Consider the following 15,002-nt stretch of genomic DNA (forward strand, 5'->3'; position numbering starts at 1 on the left):
CACTATGAAGAAGGGCAGCAACGAACCCGGCAGGGCCGGTCACGGCGGGGTGATCGACCTTGAGGCGTATTCCGCACCCTCCGACGTGCGTCTGACGGCCATGGAAAAGTACCTTGGGTATCTGGTCCGCAGCCTCGACAGCCGCATCAACGCAAGCTTCCTGCGGGCCCTTGGCGACGAGGACATCACTCCTGCGCGTTTCACAGCGTTGTCGATCATCGCCGCGCACCCGGGCGTAAGGCAGGTAGACATCGCGCGTGTGCTGGACATCGCCCGGCCGGCGGCCATGAAGGTGGTAAGCCGCCTCGTCGATCTCGGCCTTGTCGAGATGCACCTTATCCCGAGCGACAAGCGCATCGGGGCGCTGGCACTCACGGAGAAAGGGCACGCAAAGCTCGCCAAGTACGAGGCGGCCGTGGAGGCGCACGAAGACCGGATCTGCAGCAGGCTCACCAAGGCGGAGCGTACATCGTTCATCGGGTTGCTTCGCAAGATGCTGGACACCTGAGGCCCGGCCGGCGCCTCGTCAAACAGGAGACATCATGGAACAGTACAAGATGCTCATTGCAGGGCAATGGGTCGACTCTGCCTCCGGGCAATGCTTCGAGAGCATGAACCCCGCCACGGGAAAACCGTGGGCGCTGATCCCGCGCGGAACGCCCGAAGACGTGGACCGTGCCGTGCGCGCGGCGCACGCTGCCCTGAGGTCGCCTGCCTGGGGCGGCCTGAGCGCGACGGCGCGAGGCGCGTTGCTGCGCAAGCTGGCGGACCTGCTGGCCTCGGAAGCAGACAGCCTTGCGCGCACCGAAACGCGCGACAACGGCAAATTGATCGCGGAGATGACGCTGCAGCTGCGCTACCTGCCGCAGTTCCTGTACTACTTCGCAGGGCTGGCCGACAAGGTCGAAGGCAGTGTGCCGCCCATCGAGAAGCCTGGCATCTTCAATTACACCCGGCTGGAGCCGATCGGCGTCGTGGCCGCGATCACGCCGTGGAATTCGCCGCTGCTGCTCGCAGTGAGCAAGCTTGCCGCAGCACTGGCAGCAGGCTGCACCATGGTGATGAAGCCGTCCGAACACGCGTCGGCGTCGTTGCTGGAGTTCGCGCGCCTGATCGAGCGAGCCGGCATTCCGGCCGGCGTGGTGAACGTCATCACGGGTTTCGGCAATGAGATCGGAGACGCGATCGTTTCTCACCCCAAGGTGGCGAAGATCGCGTTCACAGGCGGCGAGGTGGGTGGAAGAGCCATCAGCCAGCTCGCCGCCAGAGATTTCAAGAGCGTGACGCTCGAGCTCGGTGGCAAGTCGCCGAACATCGTATTCGACGACGCCATCATCGACGACGCGGTCAAGGGGGCGATCTCCGGCATCTTCGCCGCTTCCGGGCAGACGTGCATCGCCGGTTCCCGGCTGCTGCTGTCACGCAGGATTCATGATGAATTCGTGGAGAAACTGCTCACGTTCGCCCGACAGGCGCGCATCGGCGATCCCGCGAGCATGGATACGCAGGTGGGGCCAATCACTACTGCGCAGCAGTACGACCGGGTGCTCGGCTACATCGAGATCGCGAAGCAGGAGGGAGCGAAGTGTGTTCTCGGTGGTAACCGCATTGCGGGCGAAGGGCTTTTCGTCGAGCCGACGATCTTCACCGGCGTCCACAACCACATGCGCATCGCGCAGGAGGAGGTGTTCGGGCCGGTGCTCTCGGTGATTCCGTTCGACAGCGACGAAGAGGCCATCGAGATCGCGAACGACACACTCTACGGCTTGGCTGCAGGGGTATGGACGCAGAGCATGAAGCGGGCGTTCACGGTGTCAAACCGCATCGAGGCAGGAACGGTCTGGGTCAACACGTATCGTGCGGCGAGCTTCATGTCCCCCTTCGGCGGATACAAGCACAGCGGCATCGGCCGCGAGAACGGCGTGGACAGCATTCGGGAGTACCTCCAGACCAAGAGCGTCTGGATGAACTATGGCGCCGACGTGCCCAACCCCTTCGTCATGCGGATCTGAGTTGAGCAGAGGAGACCAACAGATGGACAGCAACGTTCAGGCACCGATCCAGCCGGCTGCGAAGATCGGCTTCATCGGAATGGGGTCGATGGGCGGCGGGATGGCCATCAATCTCGCAAGGAAGGGCTTCACCGTGCGCGCATTCGACCTCGCGCCGGCAGCCCGCGAGAGATTCGAGCGTGAGACCGGCGTCCCCTGCGTCGAGACGGCACGGGATGCTTTCACCGGGGTGGACGCCGTGGTTCTCATGCTTGGAGACGGAAAGGTCGTGCGCAAGGTGTTGATCGGCGGCGGAGGCGACGTCCCGATCAGTGCCGCGTCGCGCGGCACGCTGGTGATCGACTGCAGTTCCTCCGCGCCTCCCGATACACAAGCACTCGGCCGCGAGCTGGCTGAATTGGGCATTGGTCTCATCGATGCGCCTGTTTCCGGCGCGATGAAGGGCGCCAATGAAGGAACGCTGACCCTGATGGCCGGGGGGCCTGATGAACTCGTGAAGCGGGCCGATCCGATCCTCAGGGCAATGGGGAGCTCGATCTTCCACACCGGGCCGCTCGGGTCCGGTCATGCGATGAAGACGATCAACAACTTCATCGCCGCATCGGGAATGATTGCTGCACTGGAAGGCATCCTGGTCGGAAAGAAGTATGGACTCGATCCCGAGAGGATGATCGACATCCTGAATGTGTCCTACGGCCGCAATGCTGCGACCGAGTGGGTCATCCGCCAGCAGGTCCTCTCCGGCAAGTTTGCGGCGAACTTCGCGATGTGGCTGGCAGCCAAGGATGCACGCATCATGGCCGAAACGGCCGAGCACATCGGGTATGCGGCTACCCTGCCGCGCGACGTATTCGGGATCTTCGAAGCTGCCCGGGAAAAGCTGGGCGACAACGTGGACTTCACGCACGTCGTGGAGCAGCTCGACACGCTTTGGCGCGACGGCGGCAGCGCGCGACAATGACAGTGCCATTGCAGGCCGCCCCAGGCGCGGGGCTCTCGCGCGTGCTCGCCGAGCATGCGGCTGCGGCGGATGTCGCCGCCATGCCTCAGGCTGCCGTGACCGCGACCAAGGCGAGCATCCTCGATCAGATCGGCGTGATCCTGACGGCAAGCGGCCTGAGCGACGAGTGCCGCCCCTTCATCCGGATGGCGCGTGAGGAGGGAGGCGGTGGCTCCACCGTACTCGGTTGCGGGTTTCGCGCTTCGATGGGGATGGCGGCGTTCGCGAACGGGGCCATGGCGCATGCGCTCGACTACGAAGACACGCATGACGAAACACTCGTGCACCCAATGGCGGCGGTCCTTCCGGCTGCGCTCGCCGTAGCGGAAGCAATCGGCGCCAGTGGCCGGGATCTGCTCGCCGCAGTCGCCGTAGGCGCCGACATCAGCTGCCGCATCGGGCAGGCGTTCGAGGGTAACCCTGAGCGCCGTGATGGATTCCTTCTCCTGCCCTTCGTGGGTGCGTATGGCGCCACCGCAGCGGTCGGCAGGCTGCTCCGGAGCGACGCGGACCGGATCGAGCAAGCCTTGTCCCTCGTTTTCTTCCAGATCGCCGGCAGCGCTGCGGTGCAGCGCTATGGCGCGTCCCACATCCGCGGTGTTCGTGACGCCTTCAATGCCCGGGCTGCCGTGACGGCAGCGATGCTCGCCCACGATGGCGTCAACGGCTTCGACCGGCCGCTCGAAGGAGAGGCAGGCTACTTCGCCCTGTATGCGGGAGGTCGCTTCAGCTCAGACAAGGCGCTGGCCAGCCTTGGAGAGCGGTACGAGATCGAGCGCGTCAGCTACAAACCTTGGCCGGCTTGCAGGGGAACGCACGCATTCATCGAAGCAGCTCTCTCGATTGCGTCCCGGCATGCCATCGACGCCTCTCGCATCGAGGGCATCCATGCGACCGTGAGCCCCTTCTTCCGCGTGTTGTGCGAGCCGCGGGACGTCCGCACGGGGCCGGCGAACAGCGTTACCGCGAAATTCAGCATCCCCTTCACCGTTGCCGTTGCATTGGCGCGGAGAGGCGTGTCCTTCGACCACTTCACGGAAGCTGGCTTGCGCGATCCCGAGGTGCTCCGCCTGGCGCGTCTGGTCAGTCATGAGGTCGCGCCGCAGTGGGGGCAGGCCGAATCGACGCGCGGGGCGCTGGAGCTGCGCTTGACCAGCGGGGAGTGCTTCCGGGAGGAGGTGATCTACCCCCGTGGGCACCCCCGGAATCCGATGTCCTCGGCGGAACTGCGGCAAAAGTTCCTCGCCTGCGCCTCGCACGCCCAGGTGCACCTGGCGGGCACCGCCGCGGAGCAACTGGCGGAGCGGATCGAACGCCTCGAGAGTTTGCAGCGAGCCACCGACCTGCTCCCGTCCTAATCAATTTACCTTGATGCCGAGCGTCTCGACCAGCTTGCGATTGCGCGAGCCGGTCTGGATCGCCTCGGCGCGGAATTCGGCCGGCGATCGCGACGGGCTCGGCTCGTATCCCAGCGCATGCAGCTTGGCCTGCACGTCATGATCCGCGAGCGCCTTGCTGCTTGCGTCGAACAGCTTTTGCGTCACGTCCGCGGGCATTCCGGCGGGCCCCGCAAGCGAGAACCAGTAGGTTACGTCGAAGTCCTTCAGGCCCTGTTCTGCCAAGGTCGGCACGCCCTCGGCCAAGGAGGATCGCCTGGGTGCCGTGATACCCATGGCAAGGAGCTTGCCGTCCTTGACCATCGGCATGACCGAGCTCGGTACGGCGAACGTCACGGGAACATCGCCGCCGACGACAGCCACCACCGCCGGCGCGCCGCCCTTGTAGGGCACCTGATTGAGCTTCAGCCCGGAAAGCCGGCTGAAGTTCTCCATGATGATGGCGGGGTAAAGGCCCTGCGTCGAAGCGACAAAAACCTCGTTGTTGGTCGCCTTGGACTTCAGTTCCGCGATATTGCGGGTCCCGAAGTTGCGGTTCGCCGCCATGACGAAGAATGTGCTGGCCAACTTCGAAACCATGGTAAAGCTGTTTTCGTCGTACTTCACGTTCGGCTGGAACATCGCCTTGTCGGGCCCATAGACAGAATCCGGCGCAAGCAGGAGCGTGTACCCGTCGGGCGCCGCTGAAGCAACGAACGAGGCCGCCAGGGTCGTGCCGGCACCGGGCCTGTTCTCGATGAGGATCGGCTGCTTCAGCGTCCGCGACATGTGATCGGCCAGGACGCGGGCCACGCTGTCGCCTCCACCCCCGGGGGGAAATCCAACGACGAGCTTGATTGGCCTATTGGGGTATTCCTGCGCTGCGGCGGCACAGGCGGCAAATGCCATGGCGGCAGCCAGGGTTTTGAGGTAGGGAAAACGCATCATGTCTCCTTCGAAGTGGTGGAGGTCACCTCCCGCAGGAGCGATTCTGGGCAAAACGAGCGAGCGCTGTGTCGTATCGGACAACGACACCGGCCCGCTGTCGTAGTTCGAGATGACAGCCAGCATCCCCTCGCTCGCTTAACCTTTCCGCAATCCTCGTGATAAGCAGCCAACCATGAACTTCCAGCCCTACCCGCGGAGGCCCTCCTGATGGCCGATGCGCTCATCTTCGACGCGGTGCGCACGCCGCGTGGTTCCGGTCGCCCGAGCGGCGCGCTGCACACGCTGGCGCCGATCGATCTTGGTGCGACCGTGCTGAGGGCGCTTCGCGCGCGCACCGGCTTCGACCGTCTTCCCGTGGAAGACGTGATCTTCGGTGTGGGCGATGCCGTCGACGACCAGGGCGCCAACCTGGCACGGGCGTCGGCCCTCCATGCGGGACTCGACGTCGGCACGCCCGGTTCGGTGATCAGCCGGTTCTGTTCGTCCGGCCTGGATGCAGTGAACCTCGCTGCAGCCAAAGTGGCGGCCGGCCACGGCGACCTGGTCGTTGCCGGCGGGGTCGAGATGATGTCCCTCATTCCGATCGCCGGCACCGGAGGCGCCTGGGGCAGCGACGCCAGCTTCAATACGACCACCAACTTCACGCCCCTCGGACTGGCTGCCGACTTGCTTGCCACTCTCGACGGACATACGCGAGAGTTGGTCGACTCCTACGCGGCAGAGTCCCAGGCACGGGCGGAGCGGGCCTGGGAGGAGGGCCGCTTCGAACAGTCCATCGTGCCGGTGACCGACTTCAACAGTGAGACCTGCCTCGCGCGCGACGAACACATGCGACCCGGAACGACGGTCGAAGCGCTCGGCAAGCTGAAACCCGCCTTCGCAGACATGGCTACGAAGGGAGGCTTTGGCGAGACGGTGAAGAAACGCTATCCGCAGGTGAACCGCCTCCGACACGTCCACACCGGCGGCAACTCCTCCGGCGTCGTGGACGGCGCCAGCGCGCTGCTGATCGGCTCCGCGGAAGCGGGCGCGAAGCTCGGTCTCAAACCGCGCGCGCGGATCACTTCGACCGCGACGGCCGCGTGCGATCCCTGCCTGATGCTCGTCGCCCCGGCGGAGGCGACCCGGAGGGCAGCTGCGCGTCGGGGGTACTCACTCGACGACATCGACCTCTTCGAAGTCAACGAAGCGTTCGCCTCCGTTGTCCTGCGTTTCATGAGCGACACGGGCGTTCCGCACTCGAAGGTGAACGTGAACGGCGGAGCGATTGCACTGGGGCATCCGATCGGTGCGACCGGGGGCATTCTCGTGGGAACACTGCTGGACGAGCTCGAACGGCGCGATGCGAAGCGCGGGATCGTGACCCTCTGCGTGGGCCTGGGCATGGGCGTGGCAACGCTGATTGAACGCGTTTGAGCAAAGGGCGAGCAAGAATGATCCGGCAACAAGACCTGGGCGATGGCGTCGTCGCCCTGATGTTCGCGTGCGGGGGGGCGGTGAACACCCTCGACGGAAATACCAATCGGACCTTCGGCGACATGCTGTCGAAGCTCCTGGAGGACGACGCCGTCCGCGGCATCGTCATTGGTTCGGACAAGAGTGATTTCGTTGCAGGCGGGGACCTGGACGAACTGCTGGCCGCGAGGACGCCTGCAGAGATCAAGCAGATCGTCATCCCCATGCTGCAGGCGCTGCGCCGCATGGAACAGGGCGGGAAGCCGGTCGTCGCTGCGCTGCCGGGAACGGCACTTGGCGGGGGTCTCGAGATTGCGTTGGCCTGCCATCGCCGCATTGCCGCCGAGAACGCGCACGCCCGGTTCGGCTTTCCGGAGGCGACCTTGGGGTTGATGCCCGGCGCCGGCGGAACCCAGCGCCTCCCGCGATTGATCGGCATCACCGCAGCGGCGCCGCTGCTGCTGGAGGGCAGGCGCCTGCCTTTGAAGGACGCCGTCGCCGCAGGGATCATCGACGAAGTGGTTTCCGGCGAGGAGCTGCTGTCGGCCGCGAAGGCGTGGGCACTGGCGAATCCCGTGGCGAGCCAGCCGTGGGACCGCAAGGGCTTCGTCCTCCCGGATTTTGCGGTGCAGTCGCAGCAAGGTCGCCAGTTCTTCCTGGGCGCCTGGGCGCGGTCGAAGAAGAGCGCGGGCGGGAACGACGAGGCCGCCGAAGCCATCCTGCGCGTGCTGCAGCAGGGACTCGAACGTGGCCTTGACGCCGGAATCGGGATCGAGACGCGTCATTTCGCGAGGCTCGCGAGCGGGAACGCTGCAAAGAACAAGATCCGGACGCTCTTCCACGGCGTCAACCGCGCCAGGTCGATGAAGATGCGACCAACCGGACTGCCGTCGTCGACCGTCAGGCGACTGGCGGTGCTGGGTGGCGGCGTGATGGGGCGCGGGGTTGCGCAAGTGGCTGCCACCGCTGGAATCGAGGTGGTGCTGCTCGAAGTCGATGCCGACGCTGCGCGTCGCAGCGTGGAGGCAATCCGCTCCTACGCGACGAAGGAGGCTGAGAAGGGTCGCCTGAAGATCGGCGTGGACGCGCTCCTCGCGAGAATCCAGCCGGTGGCGGACTACGCAGCCCTGGCAGGCTGCGATTTCGCAGTGGAGGCCGTGTTCGAGAAGGCTGAAGTCAAGCGCGACGTGCTCTCGCGGGCCGCGGCGGTTCTCGGCAGCGAGGTTCCGATCGCGAGCAATACGTCCACCATGCCGATCACGGGGCTGGCGCAGCATGTCCTGCAGCCGCAGCGGGTCATCGGCCTGCACTTTTTCTCGCCGGTGGACCGGATGCCGCTGGTCGAAGTCATCCGCGCTCGGAAGACCGACGACGCCACGCTGGCGAGGGCGCTCGATTTCCTGAAGCAGCTGCAGAAGACGCCCGTGGTCGTCAATGACGGTCTCGGATTCTTCACGAGTCGGATCGTCACGACCTATTCCAGCGAAACGCTGAACCTGATCGGAGAAGGTATCCCGCCTCAATGGATCGACAATGCCGCGGTCAATGCCGGCTTCGCCATCGGTGGGGCTTCACTGGCCGAACTCACCACATTGCCGCTTCTGAAGGACATCCTTGCATCCATGCGCGGCGATGGCCGCCGCGTCGCCAACGCCGGCAATATCGCGGAGGAGACGGTTGCCAAGCTGTTGTCGCTCGGCCGTGTTGGCAAGGCTGCCGGCAAGGGGCTGTATGACTGGGGCCCGGAGGGTCGAGACCTGTGGCCCGGTCTCGCCGAGGTTTTCCCCGGCCGTACCCCCCCGGATGAGGAGGTGATCCGCAAGCGCCTCTTCCACGTGCAGTCGCTCGAAGCAGTTCGTTGTCTCGAGGACGGCGTGCTCTCGCAGCCTCTGGACGGCGACGTTGCGGCCGTGCTCGGCTGGGGCTATCCGAGCTGGCTCGGTGGCCCTTTCGGGTACATCGATCGCATCGGCGCGGCGCCATTCGTCACGGAGTGCGAAGATCTCGCGGCCCGGTTCGGCGCTCGCTTCACCCCTCCGGAGACACTGCGGCGCATGGCGGCATCTGGTGGGGCGTTCTACGCCACGAAGGAGGCTGCCCGATGAAGGCCATGGTCATGGAAGCGCCGGGGCTCGAGAACCTGCGGCTCAAGGAGGTCGCCGATCCGGAGGCCGGCCCCGGGGAAGTGCTGGTGCGGCTGCGCGCCGCCTCACTCAATTTCCGGGATGTCCTCGCGCTGCGTGGCGGCTATGGCTCGCGCCAGAAGCAGGCGGGACTCATCCCGCTGTCGGACGGTGCCGGTGAGGTCGTCCAGGTGGGCCGGGGCGTGCGCAACTTCAAGCCCGGAGACCGCGTCGTCAACAGCTTCTTCCCTCGCTGGCTTGCGGGTCCGCCGGACGAGCGCTTCCTGCAACAGGATCTGGGCGGGATCGAGGATGGTGTCGCGTGCGAGCTGCGAGTGTTCGCGGCAGATGGCTTGGTGGCCATCCCGGCGGGTATGAGTTATCTCGAAGCCGCCACCTTGCCTTGTGCGGCGGTTACCGCCTGGAACGCGGTGCGCGTGCACGGCAATGCGGGTCCCGAGCAGACGGTGCTGACGCAAGGATCCGGCGGCGTTGCGCTCTTCGCGCTGCAGTTCGCCCGCGCCGCAGGTGCGCGCGTGATCGTAATCTCCTCGACCGCGAGCAAGCTGGAACGCCTGCAGGCGGTCGGGGCGCAGCATGGCATCAACTACAGCGATGACGCCGAGTGGGGCAAGACGGCGCGCAAGATCACCGCCGGTCGTGGCGTGGACCTGGTCGTGGAGACCGCAGGCGCGGCAACCTTGAAGCAGTCGATCCGCGCCACCCGCGTGGGAGGCATGATCGCGATGATCGGCATGGTGAGCGGCCCGACGGCGGAGTTGAACCTGCCGCTCGTGGCCATGGGCAGCCTGCGGGTCCACGGGATCGCCGTCGGCAGCCGGGAACACCTGGAGCAGGTCCTCGCTGCCTGTGCGGTGAACGGGCTCAAACCCGTGATCGACCGCGCCTATCCGCTTGCGGACCTGGCCGAGGCGCTGCGCCACGTCGAGAGCGGCAGGCAGTTCGGCAAGGTGTGTGTCGAGATCGGGTGAGGCCCATGCTGGAAATAGAGATCTCCGAAAGCGGCGTGGCCACCCTGGCGCTGAACCGCCCCGACGTGCTGAATGCCTTGAACGGCGCACTGATCGATGCACTGCTCAACGCCGTGGATCGCGTGAAGACGGCCGCGTCGGCACGTGTCCTTCTCCTCACCGGCCGGGGCCGTGCATTCTGTGCTGGGGCCGACCTGCGCGACCCGATGATGGGCGTCGGTCTTCCGGCGGAAGAGCGGGGGCGACGCTTCCTCGAATCGACCGATCGCGGCATTCACGCCCTCGCCCGCGCGCTGGCGGATCTTGGCAAGCCCAGGATCACCGCCGTGAATGGCGCGGCCGTCGGCGGTGGCGCATCGCTGGCGCTCATCGCCGACATCGTGTTCGCCGGCCGGTCCGCATATTTCCAGCAGCCGTTCACTCCCCAGCTGGGGCTCGTGCCCGACCTCGGCGGCAGCTGGCAACTGATGCGCAGGCTGGGCCCTGCACGCGCGGTAGCGACGGCCATGCTTGGCGAGCGGATCTCCGCCGAGCAGGCCGCCGCGTGGGGTTTGATCTGGCAGTGCGTCGACGACGACGAACTCGCGAGGGTGTCGACGGCGGCCGCCGAGCGCCTGGCGCAGGGCGCTCCTCTCGCGTTCGCAGCGTTGCCTGAGGTGATGTCGGCGGCACTGCAAAATGATTTCTCCTCGCAGCTGGATTGCGAGCGCGACGCGCAGGCACGGCTCGTGCAAACCGAGGATTTCATGGAAGCGGTGTCCGCTTTTCGAGAGAAGCGCAAGCCGAAGTTCAAGGGCCGATAACCTCGAGGGGCCAGCGATGAACGAACGACTCACACAGTGCCTCAAGCGCGCCGCGCAGGTGAGCCCGCGCCGCACGGCGACGATCTGCGGCAGCCGCACGCGGACCTGGTCGGAGATCGAGCAACGGGTGGCCAGGGCGGCCGCCGGTCTCCGCGCTCTCGGCGTGCAGGATGGCGCCCGCGTTGCAATCCTCGCGATGAACAGCGATCGCTACTTCGAGGCGTACTTCGCCGTGCCGTGGGCTGGCGGAACGCTCCTGCCCCTGAACACGCGGCTGACCGCTGCGGACCTCGAATACATGATGAATGACGCGGAAGCGGGCGTGATCTGTATCGACGAAAGCTTCACGCATCTGCTTCCGGGGCTGCGTGAGCGCTGCCCGCAGCTGCGCCATGTGATCTACCTTGGCGACGACCCGGAGCGTGCCGTGAGCCTGACGGCATGGGATGCTGTTGTCGACCGCAGCGAACCCATGGAAGACGCCGACCGCCACAGCCAGGACATTGCCGGAATCTTCTACACAGGCGGCAGCACGGGGCGGCCCAAGGGCGTCATGTTGTCGCACGGCAATCTGGTGGCGAACGCGGTGAACGCGATCTGCATGATCGGGTACGACGCCTCCAGTGTCTTCCTGCATGCCGCGCCGATGTGCCACCTCACTGACGGGATGTCCACCGTGGCCATCACGATGGCGGCGGGCACGCACGTCTTCATTCCGAAGTTCGATGCCCAGCAGGTGCTGGAGCAGATCCAGGCGAACAAGGTCACGAACGTCACGCTCGTGCCCACCATGATCGCGATGATGCTCGAAGTGCCCGGCATCGAGCACATGCAGCTGTCGAGCCTCAAGCAGTTCATGTTCGGGTCCGCGCCGATGCCGGAGGCGACGCTGCAGCGGGCGGTCCGGATCTGGCCGGACATCCTGTTCCTTCACGGCTGGGGGATGACGGAGCTGTCGCCCATCGGAACGATGCTTCCGATGTCGATGCGCAAGCCGGCCATTGCGGGCCAGCGGCTCCGGTCCTGCGGCCAGCCCATGCCGAACATCGAGCTTCGCATCGTGGACGTCGACGACAAGGAAGTGCCGAGGGGCAAGACGGGTGAGATCGTCGTGCGCGGCCCGATCGTGATGCAGGGGTACTGGAAGAAACCTGCGGAAACCGCAGCTGCCATTCGTGATGGTTGGTTCCACACCGGGGACGCAGCGGTCATGGACGAAGACGGCTACGTGTACATCGTAGACCGGCTGAAGGACATGATCATCAGCGGCGGCGAGAACATCTATTCCACCGAGGTGGAGAACGCGATTTCGCTTATGCCGGGGGTCGCGGAGGTGGCGGTGATCGGCGTCCCGGATGACAAATGGGGCGAGCGTGTCCACGCCATCGTGGTTCCGCGCGAAGGCGCGGATCTCACTCCGGAAGAGGTGCAGGCGTGGGCGCGGGAGAAGATCGCGAGCTACAAGGTCCCGCGCAGCGTGCTGATTCGTCGCGAACGGCTCCCGCTCTCCGGAGCGGGGAAAGTCCTCAAGAGCGAACTGCGGGCTCCATATTGGGCGGGCAGGGACAAGAAGATCTGAGCACGTAACGCATGACCAACCCGGACCACGCCCTGACCCGGCGCTTTGCCGAAAATCCCACGACGCCCGTCGCGGTGGACACGAACCCCATCGCTGTCGACTTGGCAGCCTCTCTCCAGGCGTGGGACCCGGAGAACCGCACGCTGACCCTGACGTTCCATACGAGCGAACGCCACGTCCAGGGAAATGGCGCAGTGCACGGCGGCATCGTCACGACCATGCTCGACTTCGGCCTGGTATTCGCCGTGATGACGGACGCGCCGCGCATCGCCGTGACGGCGGCATTGAGCGTGCAGTTCGAGCGCACGGTCCCCCCCGGTGATATCACCGTGCGTTCGACGGTTCATCGGTCGGGGGGGCGGCTCGCGTTCGCATCGGCCGAACTGCGTGACGCACGCGCCGACGTCCTGGCGCGAGCGACCGCCACGCTCGCCATGCTGAAGTGACAGGCGATACACAGAGAGAGACAGGAAAGACGCAATGGAACCCATCCGGCCGCAACGGCACGACATCGATCGCACCACCTCCTGGGGAAAGGACGAATACACCGACTGGATGGACGAAAGCATGTCGTGGAAGACGACTTGCTACGTCGGTGACTGGAGCTGGTTGCCCGAGCTGAACATCTGGGGTCCCGACGCCCAGCGATTCCTCTCCGATTTCACGGTCAACAGCATGGCCGCCCACGAGATCGGCCAGGCCAAGCACGCGATCTTCTGCAGCAAGGAAGGGAAGGTGATCGGCGAGGGCGTTCTCGCCCGCCTGGGGGAGCAGGAGTTCGAGCTGAATGCCTCCGGACCGGTGAATCTCTGGCTGCAGTACAACCTGGAACGCGGCAACTACAAGGCGCAGTCCCAATTGCGCCGCGAGAAGACCAAGGTGCAGGTCTCGGGACCGAACGCGCTGTACCTGCTGGAGAAGCTGACCAGGGAGAGCCTGCGAGACATCCGGTTCATGCGCTTCCGCATCGTCCCGCTTGCCGGGTGCGACGTTGCCTTTCTCCGCCAAGGCATGGCCGGGGAGATCGGCTTCGAGCTGCATGGGCCGCTGTCTCACCTCGATGCGATGCTCGCGGCGATCATGGAAGCCGGGCAGGAGTTCGGCATCCGCCGTCTCGGTTCCCGCACCGCGTTGATCAATCACCTCGAGGCCGGTTTCCCGACGGTCAATCTGGACTACCTTCCGGCGACCGCAGGTGCGGCGGAGCGCGAGTTCTTCGAGATGTACAACACGCGCCTCGCGCCCCGAGGCACGATCGAGTGGCGTGTCGGCGTGGCCCGTGTGCTGAAAGTCCGCGGGAGTTTCGACGGGGACGACGTTTCCGCATGGTACCGGAGCCCCGTCGAGCTCGGATGGGGTCGCAACGTGAAGCTGGATCATGACTTCTGGGGGCGCACGGCGCTCGAAGCGGAACTGCAGGACCCCAAGCGCACGATCGTCAGCCTGGTGTGGAATGCAGAGGACGTGCAGGACGTGTGCGACTCGTATTTCAGCCCCAGCGAACAGCCGTACGAATACATGGACATGCCGCGGTCACTGCTGGTGTGCAGCTACGCCAGCAAAGTGATCGCCAACGGCCGCGAGGTCGGCGTGGCTACGTCGCGAGGCTACAGCTTCTACTACCGCAAGATGATCTCGCATTGCGTCATCGACCTGCCTTTTGCGGAACCGGGAACCGAGGTGACCGTCATCTGGGGCGAGCCCCACAAGCGGCAAAAGGAAATCCGGGCGGTCGTGCACACCTACCCGTTCAAGCGCAACGCCAACCGGGAGACGGACCTGACCAAGCTGCCTGCGCAGCTCGCACGGTAGCCCGGTCATGTCCGCACGCGTCATCGATGGGAAGGCGTCGGCAGCAGCGCTGCTCGAGGATGTGAAGCGCGAGGTTCAGGCGTTCACGACGCTGCGCGGCTTCGCGCCAGGACTGGCCGTCGTTCTCATCGGCCACGATCCGGCCAGCCAGATTTACGTGCGCAACAAGGTGGCACAGACGAACATGGTCGGGATGGTCTCCAGGGAGTTCCGGCTCCAGGCAGACGTCTCGCAGCAGGAACTGCTGGCCGTGATCCACACGCTGAACGAAGATGCCTCTGTCCACGGCATCCTCGTCCAGCTTCCACTGCCGCCTCACATCGACGAGACTGCAATTCTGAGAGCCGTCGACCCTGCGAAAGACGTCGACGGCTTTCATCCGGTGAATGCCGGCATGCTGGCAACGGGTCAGCGCGGTCTCGTTCCGTGCACACCCTGGGGTTGCCTCCACCTGCTACGGGAATCGGTGGGACCGTTGGCCGGCCTGCATGCGCTGGTCATCGGTCGCTCGAACATCGTCGGCAAGCCGATGGCGCAATTGCTGCTCGCCGAGCACTGCACCGTGACCATCGCCCACTCGCGGACGCAGGACCTGCCAGCACTCTGCGGAGTTGCGGACATTGTGATTGCCGCTCTCGGCAGGCCAGGCTTTGTGCGGGGCGATTGGCTGAAACCGGGTGCGTGTGTCATCGACGTCGGCATCAATCGGGTGGTCCTGGCCGACGGCAAGACACGGCTCGTCGGTGACGTCGATTTCGAGTCGGCGAGAAGAGTGGCAGGCGCGATCACGCCCGTTCCCGGCGGGGTCGGGCCGATGACGATCGCCGTGCTTCTTCGCAATACCCTCATCGCAGCGGGTGGTCTCGCCACCGCCCGCTGACTTCCGTGCCAGCGCCAACCAC

At 65.4% G+C, this 15,002-nt stretch carries 13 protein-coding genes; 12 read left to right on the forward strand and 1 reads right to left on the reverse strand.

The window, feature by feature from the left end:
- Nucleotides 1-4: 4 nt before the first annotated feature.
- From PE066_RS05180 to PE066_RS05195, 4 genes are read left to right on the forward strand one after another with little or no spacing between them, the layout of a single operon-like run.
- Nucleotides 5-508, forward strand: coding sequence for a MarR family winged helix-turn-helix transcriptional regulator (locus PE066_RS05180; RefSeq protein WP_271235495.1), 504 nt, complete (start codon nt 5-7; stop codon nt 506-508).
- 34 nt (nt 509-542) lie between these two features.
- Nucleotides 543-2,012 carry an aldehyde dehydrogenase gene (locus tag PE066_RS05185; protein ID WP_271235496.1) on the forward strand — a complete coding sequence of 490 codons (1,470 nt, stop codon included), beginning with the start codon at nt 543-545 and terminating at the stop codon, nt 2,010-2,012.
- Between the two features lie 22 nt (nt 2,013-2,034).
- A complete protein-coding gene (locus tag PE066_RS05190; RefSeq protein WP_271235497.1) occupies nt 2,035-2,973 on the forward strand; it encodes an NAD(P)-dependent oxidoreductase in 939 nt (312 codons plus the stop codon).
- A 41-nt stretch (nt 2,974-3,014) separates the two neighbouring features.
- Nucleotides 3,015-4,370 carry an MmgE/PrpD family protein gene (locus tag PE066_RS05195; RefSeq protein WP_271235498.1) on the forward strand — a complete coding sequence of 452 codons (1,356 nt, stop codon included), beginning with the start codon at nt 3,015-3,017 and terminating at the stop codon, nt 4,368-4,370.
- Here PE066_RS05195 and PE066_RS05200 read toward each other — a convergent pair whose 3' ends face one another.
- The gene (locus tag PE066_RS05200) at nt 4,371-5,459 is read right to left on the reverse strand and encodes a Bug family tripartite tricarboxylate transporter substrate binding protein (RefSeq protein WP_271235499.1); all 1,089 of its coding nucleotides are present in this window, start codon (nt 5,457-5,459) and stop codon (nt 4,371-4,373) included. It abuts the gene before it with no gap.
- Between the two features lie 84 nt (nt 5,460-5,543).
- Here PE066_RS05200 and PE066_RS05205 point away from each other — a divergent pair, with 84 nt between their 5' ends.
- The 8 genes from PE066_RS05205 to folD are packed head-to-tail and all read left to right on the forward strand — an operon-like array spanning nt 5,544 to nt 14,980.
- Nucleotides 5,544-6,752: an acetyl-CoA C-acetyltransferase gene (locus tag PE066_RS05205; protein ID WP_271235500.1), complete on the forward strand. Its 1,209-nt coding sequence runs from the start codon at nt 5,544-5,546 to the stop codon at nt 6,750-6,752.
- Nucleotides 6,753-6,769: 17 nt separating this feature from the next.
- On the forward strand, nt 6,770-8,896 hold the full coding sequence (locus tag PE066_RS05210; protein WP_271235501.1) for a 3-hydroxyacyl-CoA dehydrogenase NAD-binding domain-containing protein: 2,127 nt from the start codon (nt 6,770-6,772) through the stop codon (nt 8,894-8,896).
- The gene (locus PE066_RS05215; protein ID WP_271235502.1) at nt 8,893-9,906 is read left to right on the forward strand and encodes a zinc-dependent alcohol dehydrogenase family protein; all 1,014 of its coding nucleotides are present in this window, start codon (nt 8,893-8,895) and stop codon (nt 9,904-9,906) included. Before PE066_RS05210 ends, PE066_RS05215 begins: the two co-directional genes overlap by 4 nt.
- A 5-nt stretch (nt 9,907-9,911) precedes the next feature.
- Nucleotides 9,912-10,709: an enoyl-CoA hydratase-related protein gene (locus tag PE066_RS05220; RefSeq protein WP_271235503.1), complete on the forward strand. Its 798-nt coding sequence runs from the start codon at nt 9,912-9,914 to the stop codon at nt 10,707-10,709.
- Between the two features lie 16 nt (nt 10,710-10,725).
- Entirely contained in the window at nt 10,726-12,288 is a 1,563-nt protein-coding gene (locus PE066_RS05225) for a class I adenylate-forming enzyme family protein (RefSeq protein ID WP_271235504.1), read from the forward strand.
- A gap of 11 nt (nt 12,289-12,299) precedes the next feature.
- A complete protein-coding gene (locus PE066_RS05230; protein WP_271235505.1) occupies nt 12,300-12,734 on the forward strand; it encodes a PaaI family thioesterase in 435 nt (144 codons plus the stop codon).
- Between the two features lie 34 nt (nt 12,735-12,768).
- Nucleotides 12,769-14,100 carry a hypothetical protein gene (locus PE066_RS05235; RefSeq protein ID WP_271235506.1) on the forward strand — a complete coding sequence of 444 codons (1,332 nt, stop codon included), beginning with the start codon at nt 12,769-12,771 and terminating at the stop codon, nt 14,098-14,100.
- 7 nt (nt 14,101-14,107) lie between these two features.
- Nucleotides 14,108-14,980 (forward strand): bifunctional methylenetetrahydrofolate dehydrogenase/methenyltetrahydrofolate cyclohydrolase FolD, encoded by an 873-nt coding sequence (folD, locus tag PE066_RS05240; protein WP_271235507.1) that lies wholly within the window; start codon nt 14,108-14,110, stop codon nt 14,978-14,980.
- The last annotated feature ends 22 nt before the right edge of the window (nt 14,981-15,002 follow it).

This window comes from Ramlibacter tataouinensis (assembly GCF_027941915.1).
GTDB classification, from domain to species: Bacteria; Pseudomonadota; Gammaproteobacteria; order Burkholderiales; family Burkholderiaceae_C; genus Ramlibacter; species Ramlibacter tataouinensis_C.